Raw genomic sequence first — 18,383 nt, forward strand, 5'->3', positions numbered from 1 at the left:
CTCACTCAGTGCGCTTTCAAGTCGCCGGGCAGCCCGGCCAGCAGATCGGCCATGTCGTCGGCGTGCTCCTCTTCGACAGCCAAGATGCTTTCCATCACGCGCCGCGACGTGGGGTCCTTCTCGCCGAGATAGTCGATGATCTCGCGATAGCTGTCGATCGCGATACGCTCGGCAATCAGGTCCTCCTTGATCATGTCTTCCAGCGAGGTACCTTCCACATACTCGGCATGACTGCGCGAGAGCAAGCCGTCGGGCGAGAAATTCGGCGCGCCGCCGAGTTGGACGATGCGCTCGGCAATCTGGTCCGCATGCTGCTGCTCTTCGTTCGCATGCTCGAGAAACTCGTCCGCGACGCTCTTCGAATGAATGCCCTTGGCCATGAAATAGTGACGGCGATAGCGCAGCGTGCAAACAATCTCGGTCGCCAACGCTTCGTTCAGCAACTTCAGCACCGTTGCGCGATCGGCCTGATAGCCGGCGGTCACGGCTCCATCCTCGATATGCTGGCGCGCACGCTTGCGAATGGCCTGGACGTCCGACAAAAACGGTTGATTCGCCATGGGTTTTCTCCATCGATTTGTATTTACGAAACACGGCTTCGCCCACGAACGACGGCTACATGGCCCACCCGCTCGCGACGCGTTTTGGCATGCATCATCCGTGCCAAAACAAACGAGCTCGCGCACACGCGTTGGCATGTCCATTGCATCGAAGATGAGCGGACGCAGCCTGCTTACCCTTCGTCCGGCGCGTTCGAATTCGCCGGCGCCGGCGACATCGCGCAATCGCAAGCGCAACCCCACGCTCGAACGGACTGCATGCAAGAAACGATCTGGTTTTTCATCGTCGGCGGCATGTTCGTCGCCATCGGCATCACGAGTTCCCTGTTCAAACGGCTGCCGCTGACGGGGGCCATGCCGTTGATGAAACGCTACAAACGCTCACGCGCCTGAGCACGGAAAAACGGATAACTGCATGCGCGGTACGAGTCGAGACCAATGAGAAGACGACCCGGGCCCCGTGTTTTCGGCGATTGCGGCGATGGACCGGAGCCGCAGCGTCAGCCGCCCTCGTTGAAGTCAGCGGGCTTGTCAGGATCGGCCTGCGTGCGATACGGCAATGTATTCGAGGCGGGATTCGTCGTCGTTTCGTCGATGATCCGCTCGACGTCGGCGGTCTTGGCCAGCTCCGACAAAAAAGCCTGCTTGTCGAAGCCGGGCGCGACACAGCCTTGCACATAAACGAAACGTCGTTGCAACATCAGCCACAGTGTCGTGCGTTCGCGCCAATGCATCGACGGCTCGACGTTGGTCAAACGCCGCTTGACGGCCTCCTCGATTTCCTTGTCATAAAGGTAGCTATTCGAGAGCCGGCAGCGCCCTTCCCACCAACAGCTATTGCCGCGTTCGATCCGGTAATGCGACTCCCCCAGCCATTCCTGCTCCGTCTCCATCGGGCCCAGCGGAACGGGGCAAGCGGAGACGGCTTGCGAGACCTGAAAAAAAGGATCGTTGCCGCGATTCGCGCGCGGTGCGCCCGCCCACGCGGGTGGCGCTGCCATCACTGCGGCGACGGCGATGACGCATGCATGCAGCAAATGCTTCATGACCCCTCCTGCGCGAATGCACGATTGCGGCCTGGCCGGATCGGCGTCGGCCCGGCGCAATTGGATCACGACATATCGGCATTGGCAACGCGCCCGCATGATTGCATGCGTCACCCACTGCGACAAAAAAACGGCATGCGTATTGCTCCAAGCTCTGGCACGATTTGTCCAGACGTTCCGTAGCGGTATCGGCAACGATATCGAATAAGGAAAACAGCTATGTCGACCTACAACGCTGCATCGCGCTTCGCCGTCGCAGGCGCGCTGTTCGCGGCCTTTGCCCCCGCATCGGTCTATGCGCAGACGCCCTCGCCGCTCGCCGAATGGCAATACTCATCCGGCATCCTGCTCGAGCAGATGTTTACGCCGCAACTGCCGACGTGGCGTATCCGCGTCGGCCCATCGGCGAGTTTTCAGCCACGCTACGATGGTTCCGACAGTTATCACATGCTGGCCGGCCCGAGCATCGACATCCGCTATAGCGACCGCTTCTTCCTATCCACCGGGGAAGGTCTCGGCATGAACGTCCTCACGGGGCCGAACTGGCGCTTGGGCGTGGCGGCGGCCTACGATCTCGGGCGGCGCGCGGCGGACGACCTCGATCACTTGAAAGGCATGGGTAACATCAATCCGGCGCCGAGCCTGCGGCTGCTCGGCGAATATGCGATTTCGAAATCGTTTCCACTCGTGCTGCGCGCCGATTTGCGTCGCAACTTCGGCGGAGACAATGGCTGGATCGGCGATCTGGGCGCCTACATGCCGATGCCGGGCAGCTCGCAGAGCTTCGCTTGGTTCGCCGGCCCCACGATGACCATCGCCGATTCGCGCTATATGAATAGTTGGTTCGGCGTGAACGCTACCCAGTCGGCGAACTCGGGCTATCGCCAATACGATGCATCGGCCGGCATCCGTTCCGTGGGCTTCGGCGTTTCAGCCTCGTGGACGGTGAACAAGCATTGGATTCTGAGTGCCGACGGCGCGTTCCAGCAACTCGTCGGTGCGGCCGCGCATAGCCCGATCACGCAAACGCGGGCATCCGGGGTCTTCGACGTATCGGTGAACTATCAGTTCTGACCGCTCTGACCGCTCTGACCGCTCTGACCGCCCAAGCGCCGCTGCCTACGCCTAAGCGGTCGAATAGGTTCGCGCGAGAACGATCGGAATCACCGCGTGCGCGGGGCTGCGACAGCCTCGCGCGGCACCGACAAGCGGATGGCGAATCCACCGCTCGCCCCGCTGCCGATGACGACCGAACCGCCAAGCCGGCGTACCCGATCGCGAATACCCGCCAGCCCAGAGGGACTCGGACGCCCCGCTTGCTCGGCCGCCGGGGTTTCGATCGCGATACCGTTGTCCAGAATGGCGACATCGCACATCGCCGCGCTGCACATCAGGTCGATTTGGACCGCGGTCGCGCAATGCCCATGCCGCACGACATTCGTCAGCGCCTCCTGCACGATCCGAAAGATCGCCGTCGATCCGCTCTCGTTGAACGCGACGTCTTCGGCGTTGCTCGCAATGTCGATGCGCAGCCGCGACCGTTGACGGAAATCGTCGACGAGCCACTCGAGCGCAGGCAGCAAGCCGAGGTCGTCGAGCACGGCGGGACGCAGCCCCGCCGCCAGCCGCCGAACGGACGCGATCGCATGATCGACGGCCTCGCGCATCGCAAGCGCCCGCGTCCGCACCGCTTCGAGCGCATCGACCGGATCGGCGGCGATCGGCACATCGTCGGAGCTCAGCGTCGTCAAGTCCATCTTCAGCGCCGTAAGCTGCTGTCCGAGGTCGTCGTGCAATTCGCGCGCGATGCGCTTTTTCTCGTCTTCGCGCATCGCTTCGATGCGCGCGGCCAGTTCGCTGGCGTATTCGAGCTGACGCAACTGATTGCGCTCGGTGATATCGCGCACGACTTTCGCGAACCCGACGAGTTCTCCGTCCACGCCATACACGGCGGTCACGACGACGTTCGCACAAAAACGCGAACCGTCTTTACGCAAGCGCCATCCCTCTTTCTCGATGCGACCGCGGGCGGCGGCGTCGTTCAACTCGCGTTCGGGCTCGCGCCCGGCGATGTCTTCGATCGGATAGAAGCGCGAAAAGTGCCGGCCGATGATTTCCGACGCATGAAAGCCGAGCACGCGCGTAGCGCCGCCGTTCCAACTCGTCACTTGTCCCTGCGGATTGAGCATGAAAATCGCATCTTCGACGGCATCCATGAGCCGCCGCATGGACTCTTCGCTTCGCCGCAACTGCTCCTCGTTGCGCCGGCGCTCGGTCAAGTCGCGCGTGATCTTGGCGAAACCCATGAGCTCGCCCGCCTCGTCGCGCAACGCCGTGATGACCACGTTGGCCCAAAAACGCGTGCCGTCCTTGCGTACGCGCCAGCCCTCGTCCTCCCATCGCCCTATTTCGGCAGCGTGTCGCAGTTGCTCGCCCGGATAGCCGCGCGCCGCAACTTCCTCGGGATAAAACACCGAAAAATGGCGCCCGACGATTTCCTCGGCGCGATAGCCCTTGATTCGCTCGGCACCCGCGTTCCACGTCGCAATCCGGCCCTTTACGTCGAGCAGAAAGATCGCATAGTCCTTGATCGCGTCGACGAGGACACGGTAGCGATTCTCGGGCGTAATGCGGGCTAGCGACGGTTCGTCGGCAGGGCCATTCGATAGTGTCGGCTGAATGTTCACGGACCGGCTCCGCGGCGAGCGATACATCAGTCTAGCGCTCGCGGACACTCGCCGCCATGAAACGACACAGCCAAGAGCAAACGTTTGCATCGCAATGCCTGTAAGGCATGTCTGACAGCCGGGCCGAAAACCGGACACGAATCACGTCCCCGGCTGATTTCCAGGGGGAGCGGTTTGCCTGACACTCGAGGCATCTCCTTGAAATCGCTTTCTTCTTATGCCATGAAGGTGCTACTCGTAGAAGACTACGCGCCGATCCGCGAGCGCTTATGCGACCTCGTGCGGACCGTCCCCGGCGCGCAAATCGTGGCCGAGGCCGACGAACCCGCCACGGCCGTTGCCGCCATCGACGCGAACGAGCCCGACGTCGTCATCGTCGATTTGCAGTTGAAAGCAGGCACGAGCGGCCTGACGATTCTGAAGTGGCTGCACGAGCACCGGCCCGCGACGGCCGTCATCGTGCTCAGCAATTCGGCCTATGCGCAAATGCGCAAGGTTTGCTATGGCCTCGGCGTGCGGCTCTTTCTGGACAAGGCCGGCGAGTTCGGCCAACTGCATGCGGCGCTGAGCGAGCTTGCCCGCCGCTGTCCGCCTGCATCGTCCCCGCCGTCCTCGTCTTGAGCGGCGGCCATCCGCCGCCTGTCGATCCGCTTTCTTGTTCGGCCCATGACCGCGGCGGTGACGCGCGGCGGCTGCGTCGCGCTGCGTTTGGCTGAATGGCGCGGCCTGTAGGCGAATGCCGACACCGATACCCACCCGCCTACGCGATCTTCAGCGAGGCCTTATTTTCAGCGCTCGCGGCGCGGCCAATACTTCAGACATCGGATACCGCATCCGCGGAGCCGGACGAAAAACCTCATCGCCCGGCCCCCGACGAAACGCCATACGGAGAACCGCCATGTCGACCCAAGCCGCGAATCAAGCCACGACCGACGAGGTCGACGACATTCTCGAACTCGCGCGCAGCGCCGGCCTGCTCGTGACGCTCGACGGCCAGATCGGCCGCGAGAAATATCAAAGCGTCGCCGGCTCGCTGACGTCGTTCCTGCGTTTCGTCAACGCGCTGCGTGCGACGCTCGCGGCCGACATTCCCCTCTGAGCCGATCCGCGATGCGCGAGAGGCGGTGCACGCATGCCTGCGTCGAGCCCTCGGCCGGCATAACGGCAAGCAAGCGGACGTCTTTCATTTCTCTGACCTATTCTTCCTCCTGAGCCCTTTCGCGCTGACCGCGGATCGGCGCAGGACGGTTTGCAAGCCCGCCGCTGCGTCATAATTGGCAGCCGGACGCTAATCTAGGACAATTTGTCATAAGTCTACGGATTCGCGCAAAACGCGATCGCCGGCTCGACTTTTCGGCCCCGCGCCCGCTTTTCAGGCGACGCGGGAAAGCGTTTACCCGCAGGATGCGCATGCCCCCAGCAGGAAACCCGTCACCCTCCGCCACGCCGCCCGGCAACAGAACGAAGCCGGACGCGCCGCTGCGCGGCCCGCTACTGGCGGCGGCCGCCACCGCCATCATCGTCTTGCTCGCCGCATTCATCTCGGCGACGATCGTGCGCGAGCATTTGCTCGATGTCGCTCAGGCGAATTTCGATGCTCGCGCCTCGCATGTCACCTCCGATGTGAGGCGCGAATTGCTGCTTTGCACCGAGTTGCTCCGCGGCGCGAGCGGCTTCGTCGTCGCACAAGCTCAGCAAGCTGGCGACGGCACACCGTCCCCCGACGCGTGGGACCGATACATTTCGCGGCTCGATTTGGACGACGCCCCGCCCTGCGTGCGAACGCTCGGCTACGCCGACGCGTCGTCCGCCATCGCCGCGGCGCCCTCGGGCGCCAGCGCCGCCGCGGCACCCGAGGCGCTCGCGCATACCGTACTGATGTGGCCGCCGCGAGGCGACACGCCTGACGACGGCGACCTCGGGGTCAGCGACGTCACGCGCGCCGCGTTGATGCGCGCGGTCAACAGCGGTCAAGTGGCGATGTCGATCCGGCCCATGCCGCGCGAGAGCGCCAACGAAACGGAGCCTGCCGAAGGCCAACCGCGCGCGCGCGTCGACCTCTATCTGCCGGTCTACCGTACCGCGCCGCCGCCCGCGCTCGAACCGGCACGGCGTGCCGCGCTGATCGGCTTCGCACTCGCACGATTGGACACCGAGTACCTGTTCGCGAGCGTCGCCGCGCACGAGCCGCGCATGGCGCTCCACGTCTTGGGCGGAGCGCCGCCGATGGCCCTCTACCCGCCCGGCGTGCCGCTCGGCGCGCAAGACGAAGGCCTACCGCGCTTTCACCGCACCGATATGCTGCGCTTCGGAGGAGAAGCGCTGTCGCTCGCCTATGCGACGAGCGACCCCTCGCTCGCGACGTCGGCCGATTTCAGCAGCAGTGCGATCCTGTCGGCCGGCTTCGCAGCCGCACTCATCGCCGGCATCGCGATTTTCGTCTTCGTGCGCAAACGCGGCACGACGCTTGCCGAGGCCGGATTGGCGCGCTCGCGCGCGTCGCAGGACGAGGCGCGGCTGATGGCGATCATCCGCTCGTCGAGCGAGGCGATCATCACGCTCGACGAGCAGCAGCGCATCGTCATGTTCAACCCGGCTGCGGAGCAGGTGCTCCGCTGTTCGGCGATGGAGGCGATCGGCATGTCCATCGACCGTTTCATCCCCGCGCGCTTTCGGGACGCCCATCGCAAGCACGTCGAGCGGTTCGGCGAGACGGGCGTCACCGAGCGCAAGATGGGAAGGCAGCAGCCGGTTCTCGTGGGCCTTCGCGCCGACGGCGAGGAGTTTCCGATCGAAGCCTCGATTTCGCAAATCCTCGACGCCCACGGCAAGCTCTATACCGTCATGATGCGCGACGTGACCGAACGCGTGCGTGCCGAGGATGCGCTCAAGGCGTCCCAGCAAGAGCTGCGCGAACTGTCGGCCAATCTGCAAAGCGTGCGCGAAGACGAAAAGACGCGGATCGCACGCGAGCTGCACGACGACCTCGGCCAGCAGCTCACGGCATTGAAGATGGATCTTTCCTCGGTCGAGCAATCGCTCGCCGACATCCCGAGCGCCCCGCCGCCCGTGCTGACGCAGCTAAGCGGAATGCGCCGCCTGATCGATTCGACGGTTGGCTCCGTGCGCCGCATTGCCGCGGACTTGCGGCCCGTCATGCTCGACGATCTCGGCTTGTTGCCGGCAATCGATTGGCTGCTGACCGATTTCACGACCCGCTACGGCATCGAGATCGAGCGTCGCATCGAGCCCGGCGGCGCGCAGTTCTCGCGCAACGGCGCGACAACGCTCTTTCGCATCGTGCAGGAAGCGCTGACGAACGTGGCAAGGCATGCGGAAGCCACTCGCGTGTCGATCTCGCTCGTCGCCGAGGACGACCAATGCCTGCTGCGCATCGCCGATAATGGGTGCGGCGCGCGAGGCGCGCAGGGCAATGAAGGACACGGGGAAAAATCCTTCGGGTTACTGGGCATTCGCGAACGTGCGCATATCCTGGGCGGTTCGGTCTCGGTCGAAACCGCGCTGAAGCAGGGATTCGCGCTGACGGTGCGAATCCCGCTCGCCGCAATACAACAGGAAGAGGCTCTGCCATGACAAAAGTACTGCTGGCCGACGACCACACGCTCGTCCGGGATGGCTTGCGCCATATCCTCGAGGGCACGAGCGGGTTCGAAGTCGTCGGGGAAGCTTACGACGGGCCGACGACGATCTCGCTCGTGCGCGGCACGCAGGCCGACGTGCTCGTACTCGACTTATCGATGCCGGGCCGCAACGGTATCGAACTCGTCAAGCAGATCAAGGACGAATTGCCGGCGCTGCGCGTGCTGGTGCTGACCATGCACGCGGAGCAGCAATACGCGGTGCGCGCCTTCAAGGCCGGGGCATCGGGGTACTTGACGAAGGAAAGCGCGAGCAAAGAACTCGTATCGGCATTGACGAAGATATCCGCGGGCGGCGTGTACGTCAGCTTGTCGATGGCCGAACGGCTCGCGCAAAGCTTGAACGAGCCGACCGATATGCTGCCTCATCAGCGGCTGTCCGATCGCGAATTCGACGTTTTCCGGCGCATCGCGGCCGGCCAGACGATCAGCGAGATCGCGCATGAGCTTTGCGTCAGCGCCAAAACCGTCAGTACCTACAAAACGCGCATTCTCGAAAAGATGCAGATGCCGCACGAAGCCGCCCTCGTCCGCTATGCAATCCAGCACAAACTTTTCGAGGACAGCGAAGACTTGTAACGAGTCGTAACGCCATCTTTCGTCGACATTGCACCGAAGGCCCACCGCGCGGGCCGGCCGCACGGCTTGTAGGCGTAACCCTACAAATTCCTTCGCGGCGGCCTACAACACATTCCTACCGAGCCGATATTTATTTGATAAAGCGCTGACGATACTGTGCCCATGGACTCAAGCACCCCGTCACCGCTGAGAGTATTCGTCGTCGACGAGTCGACGCTCGTGCGCGAACGTTTGGTCCAGCATATCGGGCCGACTGGTGCCGCCCACATCGTGGGCGAGGCCGAGGATGTCGAGACGGCGCTGCGAGGAATCGAAGAAACCGACGCCGAAGCCGTGATCCTCGATTTGCGCTTGATCGACAGCAACGGCATGGATCTGCTCCATGCCCTGCGCAATCGCACCGACCCCATCGTCACGATCGTGCTGACGAACTATGCGTCCCCGGTGTTCCGCGAAGCGAGCGTCGTGGCCGGCGCCGATTTCTTCTTCGACAAGACGACCGAGTTCGATCTCGCGATGGAAACGATCGCGCGTCTCGCGCGCGAGAAAATCGACGGCGCAGCCTGAGCGCCCGCCAAAACATTGCTCTTGGTTTTCCTACTTATTGAGCCGAGGCAAGTCTTTGCCTCGGTGACCGAGTTCGCGCTCGGCATAATCGAAGGCAGCGCGCACGGCGGCCTCGGGTTCCTTCTCCGAGCAATGAGGCAACGGGATCCATTCCTTCTCGGGCGTGACGATGTCGAGCCGCGCGTCGTAATACGTGCCGCTCGGGCCATGTAGGGCTTCGATCGCGAGATGGCAGGCGCTCACGTGCGACGCAAAGCGCATGAGCCGCAACAATTGGACACCTGCCTCGGCCTCTATTCGTGCCGCCCCGGCAAATCCGAGATACACGATTTGCATGCCGATTCCCATTTACCGTCTCCCAAACCGATTCGCCGCCTGCTAGCTGAAAGCAGCGCGCACAGGGTAGTGACACGCCGACTCCCATCTTGGCGGCGCGAAACGAAAGCGGCTTGACTTGGGTCAACGGAGCGTGACGGCGCAACGGCCGAGCGGCGGGAACCGAACGGCAGGGCCGACGGGTAAACACGAACAACGGGGAGTGTGGGCGTCGAATCGAAGCATCGGCTGCGCGCGGGGCGGCCTGTGTGCGGGCTCGCCCCGTTCGACGCGTCGAACACCTAGGCGCCGCGCTGCAGCATGAGTGCGGCGACGGGGCGCCTGGCAATCGCCTCCGGGCGGACACAATATGCGGCGACATTGCTCTTGGCCTCGGGCTTCACACAGTAAGCAATCGCATCGCCCTTGGCTTCAGGCTTGACGCAATATGCCGCGGCACTACCCTTCGCCTCGGGCTTCACGCAATATGCCGCTGCATCGGCCTTCGCTTCAGGCTTGACGCAATACGCTGCCGCGTCAGCCTTCGCTTCGGGCTTCACGCAATACGCTGGCGCATCAGCCTTCGCTTCGGGCTTCACGCAATACGCCGCCGCATCGCCCTTCGCTTCGGGCTTCACGCAATACGCTGCCGCATCAGCCTTCGCTTCGGGCTTCACGCAATACGCTGGCGCGTCAGCCTTCGCTTCGGGCTTCACGCAATACGCTGGCGCGTCAGCCTTCGCTTCGGGCTTCACGCAATACGCTGCCGCATCGCCCTTCGCCTCCGGTTTCACGCAATACGCTCCCTCGCCGAACTCGTGCTCGGCCAGTTCATTGCTGGCCGCGGCAAGGGCAAAAAGACGGGCCTCGTCTTCGGCGCCATTGATTCCGATATACGGATTGTGATGGATCATGTAGCCGAAGATCCGCTCGCAATCGGCGCTATAGCGCTGCGTATCGAGGATGTGCATGTGCCAGAACTCGTCGACTTCCTCGCTCGGAACAATCGGCGCATCTGGATGTTTCGCCGCAAGCTTCAAGAATTGCCGATACCCAGCCTCCGCGCGCTCGACCTGCCGCAACGCGATGACGCCATCGCGCCGATGCATGAGCTTCGCTTTGATCTGGCTGAAATCGAGCTCGTCGATGGCTCGATACATGTCGGCGATACCCCGTTTTGTGGTCTGCATGATGCTATTCCTTCAAGACGTAATGAGAGCGCTCCAGTCGATTGACTTTGGCGCCGTTGGGTAACGATCTCGTCTGAGACGCGAGACCGGGATCCGCCACGCGACCGAGAAAGCTCTCGACATCGGCGGGGGGAATAGGACGGCTGAAGAAGTAGCCTTGCACTTCGTCGCAGCCTTCTTTGCGGAGAAAATCGATTTGCTTCTGCGTCTCGGCGCCTTCCGCGATCACCGCCAGCCCGAGGCTGTGCCCCAGTGCGATGACCGCGCTCGTGATCTGCGTATCGCTGTGGCTATCGGGCACGTTGCGGATAAACGACCGGTCGATCTTCACCACGTCGATCGGGAAGCGATTCAGATAGGCGAGCGAAGAGTAGCCCGTGCCGAAATCGTCGATCGACAGCCGCACACCCGTCCGTTTGATCGCCGTGAGCCAGCGCACGGCTTGCTCGGGATGACGCATCACCATGCTCTCGGTCAACTCGAGCTCGAGGTATTCGCCGGGCAGCCCCGCGTCGACGAGCGCGTCGAGAATGCTTTCGTGAAGATGCGGATCGGCGAATTGCCGGGCCGACAAATTGACGGCCATATGAATCGGCGCCAGCCCCCGGGCACGCCACTCGGCCCCCTGACGACACGCCTCGCGCAACACCCACGCACCGATCGGCACGATCGCGCCCGTCTCCTCGGCAACGGGAATGAAATCGCTGGGCGGAACCGCGCCGAGCGTCGGATTGTTCCAGCGCAACAGCGCCTCGACCCCCGTGCAGTGATTCGAGCGCAGATCGATGCGCGGCTGATAAACGAGCGTGAATTCGCGGTTTTCGACGGCGTGGCGAAGCTGCGTCTCCATCTCCACACGCCGATGCAACGACATGCTCATCTGGCGCATATACATCTGATACGTGTTCTTGCCGCGCTGCTTCGCGCCGTACATCGCCATGTCGGCGTGCTTGAGCAGCGTCTGGGCATCGTCGCCGTCGCCGGGGAACGAGCTCACGCCGATGCTCGCACTGACTTGCAGTTGCGATCCGCCGATCGGAAACGGCTGCGCGAGCGCTGCTTGAATCGCATCGATCGTTTCGATGACGAGGGCCACGCCATCGCTTTGTTGCTTCACGAGCACGACGAACTCGTCGCCGCCGAGCCGCGCAATCATATCGGCCTCGGATAAAGCATCGTGCAATCGCGCCACCACGGCGCGCAACAGCAAGTCGCCGACGTTGTGCCCGAGCGAATCGTTGACGTCCTTGAACCGGTCTAAATCGATGAAGAGCACGTGCAATGCGGTGGCGTCGGCCCGCGCGCGCGCGAGCAACTCATCCAGATGTTCGCGGAACATCAAGCGATTGGGCAGTCCCGTCAACGCGTCATGCGTGGCGAGGAAGTGCAGATTGTCCTCGGCTTGCCGGCGCTGCAGGAAATGGCTCATCTGGCTGACGATCGAGCGGGCCATGACGAGCGCCTGGGGCTCCGCGTGGCGCCGTTCGCGCGAATAGAACTCGGCTACGCCGACGATGACCGAGCCCAGGCGCAGCGCGAACGAGAACGTCGTCGCGATGTCGGCCTGCGCAAGCCAACTCTCGCCGCTCACGCGCGCGGCACCGCGGCCGGACACGATCCACCGCGGCGTGGCCGGCACATCGTCTTCGCTGGTCACGCTGGGCCCATGAACCATGAGCCAGGTTTCCAAGTCGCCTTCGATAGCGCTCGAGGTGGCGCACAGCAGTTGCTTCACGCCGGCAGGCGTCGGGCGAAACGCACCCGCATCCCAATCCATGCCACGCACGACCGATTCGATCAGATGGCGGCAGACGTCGAACTCGTTGCCCGCGGTGGCGAGGTACAAGGTAAACGCATGTTCGAGATCCCTCGCCCGTTCGATGGATTTCTGTTTCGTGATTTCGAGCGCGGTACCGCGCAGCATGCGCGCGCCCGCGGGCCCGTATGCATGGCCGATCACGCGCAACCAGCCGCGCCGCCCGCGCCGCGAGCTGTAACGGCACTCCAGTTCGAATGCCTGGCGCGTGATCACAGTGCGCTTCGCTTGCTCGAGCAACGCGTGGCGATCGGACGTGTCGAGTGCGCGCAACAGCGCCTTGAGCGATTGCGTCGACTGCCTCAGACCGACCAGGCGCGCCATCTCCCTGGACAAGTGCACGTAGCCCGTATCGACATTCACGCGCCAATCGCCCAGATGCGCGATTCGTTGGGCTTCGGCGCGCGCCGCTTCGCTCTCGCGCAGATCGTAAGTGATCGTGTCGGCAAGCTTGACGGCGCGCGAGCGCGAGCTCGACAACGCATAGGCCAAACCCGCAAGCAAGGCGCTGATGAGCAGGCCCGAGAAGAGCGCCAGATCGGGCAAGACGCGTTGGGTGCCGCTGAGCGCGCTCATGTCCGCCGAAAACACGATCACCCAGCGTCGCCCCGCAAACGGCTGCTGCGCCTGCCGCTGCAGCGTGGCGGGCCTGACCGGGCGCACCGCGCGCGGCGCACGCGGAACGACGGCGGCAACCGCATGCGTGGACACGCGCGAAATGCCGATGGAGAAGCCCGGCCGAGCGCTCGCCGCGCCATTGATGCTGTCGTAGAGCAACGACGCGTTCGTGAGCGGCGCTGCCGGCCCGCCCATGCTGCCGGCGTCGTAAATCTTGAACTTGATGACACGCAACGTCTCGGCGCTGAGCAACCCGTCCATCATGTCGTTGACGCGAATGCCGGCGCCGACCGAGCCCACATAGGCGCGGCGGCGCTCGATGACGGTCGCCGTCGGCATTCCCTTGCGATAGACCGGCATACGCATCGCCAGCCCGACGAACCGCGCGCCGCGATCATCGAGAATCAATCGCCCACTGCTGATGGGCTCGCCGGTATCGCGCAGCGTCTCCATGGCCGCGCGCCGATGCGGCTCCGCGTCCATGTCGATGCCGACGGACTCGCGATTCGGCGCGAGCGGTTCGAGATACGTGAGCACGTCGTAGCCGTCGCGCAAGCCCGGCGGCCGAATCGAGAAATCGATGCCGGCCTGCCGCAGCGTCTCGTCCTTACGCTGCGCGGTCACGAACGCACGCACGTCGGCACTGCGCACATAGGTCGCGTAATTCAACGTTTGAAAACCCGGATAGCGCCCCCGCAAATCGAGTCCGTCGACGAAATCGCGAAACTCGCCGCGCGTCACGCTGTCGTCTTCTCCGAACAGCGCGCGCATCGTCACGAGCACATCCGTATATAGCCGGACACGCACCGCGATTTGCTGCTCGACGCTGCGCGAATCGTTATCGAAACGCAACCGCGCCTCCCGCTCGACGAACTGGCCGCAAATCGAATAAACGGTCAGCGTGATAGTCAGCGCAAGCACCAGCACGCCGAGGGCGAACCCCTGAGCGTACCAATCGCGACACATATGCCGCATCCGTTCGAATACTTCGCGCACATCATTCCCCAAAGACCGCGCAGCAAGATCGGTCCATCGCCGGATGCGAGGTCGACGCGCGCGTGCCGCCACGCACAGGCCATAAAGCGCTGCACGTATCGGATCGGCGACGCCTTACGCCGCAAACGTTCGTTAATCGATTACCGGGCCGGTCGGTCATCCGACTCGTCTAGTGCCGGTACACGCGCCCGACAGAGCGAGCGACAAAGTGGAACGGCTACCCTCGTGCATCGTTGGGTGCCGCGATTGAAGTAGGTTTTCTTATAGGCTCTTTTTTACGAAGAATAACGTCCGAGAACGTTGATTCAAGTCAAAGAAACCCTATCGACAAAAACCCTTTATTCGTAGCGCACGCCCGCATCGGGGCCGTGCATTGGCGAATGCCGATCGTGGAATGACTCAGTTTCAGCAATAGTTACCGTCAAAATAGATGTCGCATGCCGATTGAAACAACCGTTTGCGAATTGGAACTCGAGGCGGGAAGGGAAAATAATTGCGCCTGTACGCCGCTGCTCGCGCGCAATAAAACTGCATTGCAATAGATATCGGTTCGTTTTGATAAGGAGTAATCGATACCACCCACGATTTGATTCCAATGTGCTTGACCGAGCTTCGAGTAGCCGTAGCTGCCCGCCAATGAAAGCGCGTAAGTCAATGAGTACTTCACTCCGCCCTCGGCCGTTCTTAATGAAGCGCTGGCTCCGTTCTGGCTGAAATCGACGAGCGTGAAAAGCCCGTGCAAAAACGCCGGCCCCCATTGGTAACCCACACCCACACCCGAGACCGTCAGCTTGTCGAAGACTTGAAATGGCGATAGCAGCCCCTGCGCACCCGTGCCGACGAGCGGCGTACCGAGCACGGTCGTTCCGATGCCGAATGCCGCCGTGAAATTATGGAGGCCGATATAAGCCGCGCCCGCTTTGAGCGGACCCTGCGCGTACGTGGCACCGAACGCAACGGCACTGTCGGCGACGAAATTGCCCGGCTGTCCGCCAAACGAATAGAGCGCGCCGAATTGAAAGCCGCCGATGCCAGGCGTCACATAGCGAACCGCATTGTCGAGACGTTCTGCGCCGAGTCGATCGAGATCGCCTAGATGAAAAGCGAAGACGGAGGGCGTCAACGTGCCGGCCGCGAATTGCGTGAGGTTCGTCGTCATGAAGTCGTATTGGCGGCCGAACGTCAAGGTACCGAACCGATCGCTCGTGAGCCCGACGAACGCTTGGCGGCCGAACTCGAGGCCGCCTTGCGAAAGCCGTCCGTCGTTGAGCGTGAAGCCGTTTTCGAGCCGAAAGATCGCTTGCCATCCGTTGTCGAGCGGCTCGACAGCGCGCATCCCCCAGCGGTCGGATTGCCCAACGCCGCTCGTTTGCGACCATATGTGGCTGCCGCCTTCGTTCGTCACGGACGTCAAGGCATCGTCGACGATGCCGTAGAGCTGAACCGTGCCTTGAGCATATGCGCCGCCGATGGCCCCGAACAAAGTCGCCCCGATGAGCAGGCTCTTGGCAGTCGTTGCACGCAAGCATCCATCCCAACGATACGACGTGTTCATCGCGCCTCCGTTGCATGTAGCCGCTAAAACGACACATACCGGCGCTCACGAGAGCCGAGTCACCGAGCACGCATTAGGATTTGTAAGACGGACCCTAGTAGCGCTCGATCGAAATTGCAACATCGAAACGCCTCTAGACGTACTACCAAAATTGACAGGTGCCAACGTCACAGGAGCAAACGAGCGTCGTCGCAGAGGAAATCGAGGAACGTTCTCACCTTGGACGAGAGATACCGGCGATGGCGATAAACGCCATAGAGTTTGGTACCGAAAAAGCGATAATCCGTGAGCACGGCCTCGAGCGTACCCGCTTCGAGATCGCGCGAGATCAACACCTTGGGAAGGAACGCGAGCCCCATCCCTTCGAGCGCCGCCAGCCGGAGCAGTGTCTCATTGTTCGTTTGCAAGGCGGGATCGAACTTGAATGCCTCGATGCCGCGCGGCCCTTCCGCTTCGAGCGCGCTGTTCGCGGGAAACGCCGAATAGCCGAGCATCATATGGCGCGCAAGCGCTTGGGCATCGGCGGGCGCGCCGGCCTTGCGCAAATAGTGCGGCGAAGCGACGAGATGGAACGTCACGGGCGCGATCGGCCGCGCGATCAGCGCAGGCCCCAATGAAAGCGGATTCGTCACGCGCAGTGCAAGGTCGAACCCTTCTTCGACGAGATTGACGAAGCGGCCCGACAAATCGACGTCGAAACGCACGTCGGGATAGCGCGTGCGGTAATCGTTCAGGACGCCGACGAAATCCGGATTGGCCATCCATACGGGTACGCTCAGCTTGAGCGTACCGTGCGGCGCCGCCGTCGATTGGCTGACCGCCGACTCGACGTCGTCGAGTTCGTCGAGCAGTTGGCGCACGTGCTCGAAATACGTCGCGCCCGATTCGGTGAGACTCAGGTGACGACTCGTTCGATTGAGCAGCAAGGTGCCCAGGCGGCGCTCGAGATGCATGACGTGCTTGCTCGCCATGGCCGGCGACATGTCCAGCCGACGCGCGGCCGCGGCGAAGCTCTTGGCGTCGACCGCCAAGCGAAAGACGCGCATGCTCGTCAGCGTATCCATCCGATCATCAACCAGCAGTAAATGATGGATCAATCATAGCCGAGTTGATCAGGCGACCCGACAAACGTATCGTTGCGCGATTCTCAAAGGAAAACATCATGATCAACGACAAAACCGCTCCACTGGCCGCATTGCTGCTGCGTGTCAGCCTCGGCATCATCTTTCTCGCGCACGTGGGCCTGAAGCTGTTCGTATTCAGCGTGCCCGGCTTCGTCGGTTATTTCGCGTCGCTCGGGCTGCCGGCCGTCGCCGCGTATTTGACGATCGCACTCGAACTCTTCGGCGGCCTCGCGCTGATTCTCGGCATCTACGCATCGTGGGTGGCGCTGCCGCTTGCCGCCGAGATGCTCGGCACGATCGTCCTCGTTCACGGTGCGAACGGTTGGCTGTTCACGAACAAGGGCGGCGGCTGGGAATATCCCGCGTTTTGGGCGATCTCGCTCGTCGTGTTGTTCTTGCTCGGCGACGGCGCCTATGCGCTGCGCCCCGCCAAGCGCAACGCCTAATCCCGTCGGCGCGACTATCGCGCCGCGCGCAATCTAGCGCATGTTGCCCGTATGCCCGAGTGAATAGCGCCCGGGTTGCGGCCATACGGCGAGCCCGTGCGGCTCCATGCCGACCGGGATCGACTTGACGGCGCCCGTGGTCGTATCGATCGCGTAGACGACGTCGTCGAAACGACCGGAGAGCCAGAGCGTCTTGCCGTCGGCGCTCACGTTGCCCATGTCGGGACTGCCGCCTCCGGGGATGGGCCAGGTGGCAACGACCTTGCGCGTGGCGAAGTCGAGCACCGACACGCTACCCTTGCCGTGCCGCGGCCCATGCACGCGATTCGATCCGCGATTGGCGATATAGAGCTTCGTGCCGTCGCGGCTCGGATAGAGCCCATGCGTGCCCACGCCCGTCTCGATGAAGCCGATCTTCGTGAAGCGGTCGCCGTCGATAACGTACACGCCGTCGGCCATCATGTCCGCCACGTAGAACACCTTCCCATCGGGCGAGATGCGAACGTCTTGCGGCATCCCATTCTTTTGGAGTTCTAAGTAACCGATCACCTTGCGGTTCACCATATCGATCTTCGCGAGTTTGCCGCCGAATTCGCAGGTAAAGATCGCGTACTTGCCGTCGATCGAGAAATCGGCGTGATTGATGCCCTTGCATTCGGGCACCTCGAGGCTCGATTGCAACTGCATCGTATGCGGGTCGCGGAAATCGAGCCGCGCGTGCGCTTCGGCCACGACGATGGCTTGCTTGCCGTCGGGCGTGAAGTACATGTTGTAGGGATCGTCTACGGGAATCGCTTTGCCGGGCTTGCCGGTCATCGTATCGATCGGCGTCAGGCTGCCGTCGGTGCGGCCCTCGGCATTGTTCGTCACCCAAAGCGTTTTCAAGTCCCACGACGGCACGATGTGCTGCGGACTGCGGCCGACCGGAAACTTGTCGACGACCTTGAACGTCACCGGATCGATGACATAGACGTCGTTCGAGCGAAGATTCGGCACATACACGCGCGCGAGCGCGCCGCGGACGGCCGCGCTCAGATGGTTCGCGCCCGCCTCGCTGTAGAGATTCGACGCATCGACGACGCTCGGCATACCCGGCACCGTCTGCACCGTCGATGCAAAAGCGCCGCTCGGCACCCACGCCATGCATGCCCCGGCAAGCACGGCACCGAGCGATGAAGCGAGCCACGTATCGCGATATGTTTTCAAGCCCATGAGATCTCCCAGT

At 62.8% G+C, this 18,383-nt stretch carries 17 protein-coding genes; 8 read left to right on the plus strand and 9 right to left on the minus strand.

The features are described 5' to 3' along the window. Positions 1-5: 5 nt before the first annotated feature. On the minus strand, positions 6-560 hold the full coding sequence (locus tag J3485_RS24970) for a ferritin-like domain-containing protein (RefSeq protein ID WP_206957004.1): 555 nt from the start codon (positions 558-560) through the stop codon (positions 6-8). Positions 561-818: 258 nt separating this feature from the next. Here J3485_RS24970 and J3485_RS29340 point away from each other — a divergent pair, with 258 nt between their 5' ends. After that, the gene (locus tag J3485_RS29340) at positions 819-953 is read left to right on the plus strand and encodes a hypothetical protein (RefSeq protein WP_277991646.1); all 135 of its coding nucleotides are present in this window, start codon (positions 819-821) and stop codon (positions 951-953) included. A gap of 107 nt (positions 954-1,060) precedes the next feature. Here the strand turns inward: J3485_RS29340 and J3485_RS24975 are convergent, their stop codons facing one another. Beyond that, positions 1,061-1,561, minus strand: coding sequence for a hypothetical protein (locus J3485_RS24975; protein WP_242539066.1), 501 nt, complete (start codon positions 1,559-1,561; stop codon positions 1,061-1,063). Between the two features lie 264 nt (positions 1,562-1,825). Between J3485_RS24975 and J3485_RS24980 the strand changes: the two genes are divergently transcribed. Next, a complete protein-coding gene (locus tag J3485_RS24980; RefSeq protein WP_206957006.1) occupies positions 1,826-2,680 on the plus strand; it encodes a MipA/OmpV family protein in 855 nt (284 codons plus the stop codon). An 89-nt stretch (positions 2,681-2,769) separates the two neighbouring features. Here the strand turns inward: J3485_RS24980 and J3485_RS24985 are convergent, their stop codons facing one another. Then, entirely contained in the window at positions 2,770-4,236 is a 1,467-nt protein-coding gene (locus tag J3485_RS24985) for a PAS domain-containing sensor histidine kinase (RefSeq protein ID WP_445267855.1), read from the minus strand. 255 nt (positions 4,237-4,491) lie between these two features. Here J3485_RS24985 and J3485_RS24990 point away from each other — a divergent pair, with 255 nt between their 5' ends. The 5 genes from J3485_RS24990 (at position 4,492) to J3485_RS25010 (ending at position 9,098) form a co-directional block, all read left to right on the plus strand. After that, complete coding sequence (locus J3485_RS24990; RefSeq protein ID WP_206957008.1) at positions 4,492-4,914, plus strand: response regulator transcription factor; 423 nt, start codon at positions 4,492-4,494, stop codon at positions 4,912-4,914. 277 nt (positions 4,915-5,191) lie between these two features. Beyond that, entirely contained in the window at positions 5,192-5,392 is a 201-nt protein-coding gene (locus J3485_RS24995; RefSeq protein WP_206957009.1) for a hypothetical protein, read from the plus strand. Between the two features lie 311 nt (positions 5,393-5,703). Then, positions 5,704-7,887: a PAS domain S-box protein gene (locus J3485_RS25000; protein ID WP_206957010.1), complete on the plus strand. Its 2,184-nt coding sequence runs from the start codon at positions 5,704-5,706 to the stop codon at positions 7,885-7,887. Beyond that, complete coding sequence (locus tag J3485_RS25005) at positions 7,884-8,531, plus strand: response regulator (protein ID WP_206957011.1); 648 nt, start codon at positions 7,884-7,886, stop codon at positions 8,529-8,531. Before J3485_RS25000 ends, J3485_RS25005 begins: the two co-directional genes overlap by 4 nt. A gap of 162 nt (positions 8,532-8,693) precedes the next feature. After that, positions 8,694-9,098, plus strand: coding sequence for a response regulator (locus tag J3485_RS25010; protein WP_206957012.1), 405 nt, complete (start codon positions 8,694-8,696; stop codon positions 9,096-9,098). A gap of 30 nt (positions 9,099-9,128) precedes the next feature. On the opposite strand, the gene J3485_RS25015 is transcribed toward J3485_RS25010, so the two are convergent. The 5 genes from J3485_RS25015 to J3485_RS25035 form a co-directional block, all read right to left on the minus strand. After that, on the minus strand, positions 9,129-9,446 hold the full coding sequence (locus tag J3485_RS25015) for an RING finger protein (protein ID WP_206957013.1): 318 nt from the start codon (positions 9,444-9,446) through the stop codon (positions 9,129-9,131). Between the two features lie 269 nt (positions 9,447-9,715). Beyond that, positions 9,716-10,603 (minus strand): glycine-rich domain-containing protein, encoded by an 888-nt coding sequence (locus tag J3485_RS25020; protein WP_206957014.1) that lies wholly within the window; start codon positions 10,601-10,603, stop codon positions 9,716-9,718. Positions 10,604-10,607: 4 nt separating this feature from the next. Next, positions 10,608-14,003, minus strand: coding sequence for a bifunctional diguanylate cyclase/phosphodiesterase (locus J3485_RS25025; RefSeq protein WP_242538924.1), 3,396 nt, complete (start codon positions 14,001-14,003; stop codon positions 10,608-10,610). 451 nt (positions 14,004-14,454) lie between these two features. Further along, positions 14,455-15,588 carry a porin gene (locus J3485_RS25030; protein WP_206957015.1) on the minus strand — a complete coding sequence of 378 codons (1,134 nt, stop codon included), beginning with the start codon at positions 15,586-15,588 and terminating at the stop codon, positions 14,455-14,457. 167 nt (positions 15,589-15,755) lie between these two features. Continuing rightward, the gene (locus J3485_RS25035; RefSeq protein ID WP_206957016.1) at positions 15,756-16,652 is read right to left on the minus strand and encodes a LysR family transcriptional regulator; all 897 of its coding nucleotides are present in this window, start codon (positions 16,650-16,652) and stop codon (positions 15,756-15,758) included. Between the two features lie 98 nt (positions 16,653-16,750). Between J3485_RS25035 and J3485_RS25040 the strand changes: the two genes are divergently transcribed. Further along, positions 16,751-17,158: a DoxX family protein gene (locus J3485_RS25040; protein WP_206957017.1), complete on the plus strand. Its 408-nt coding sequence runs from the start codon at positions 16,751-16,753 to the stop codon at positions 17,156-17,158. A gap of 33 nt (positions 17,159-17,191) precedes the next feature. Here the strand turns inward: J3485_RS25040 and J3485_RS25045 are convergent, their stop codons facing one another. Then, positions 17,192-18,370, minus strand: coding sequence for a YncE family protein (locus J3485_RS25045; protein WP_206957018.1), 1,179 nt, complete (start codon positions 18,368-18,370; stop codon positions 17,192-17,194). Positions 18,371-18,383: the final 13 nt, after the last annotated feature.

Origin of the sequence: Trinickia acidisoli, from assembly GCF_017315725.1 — a bacterium.
In the GTDB taxonomy this organism is placed as follows: domain Bacteria; phylum Pseudomonadota; class Gammaproteobacteria; order Burkholderiales; family Burkholderiaceae; genus Trinickia; species Trinickia acidisoli.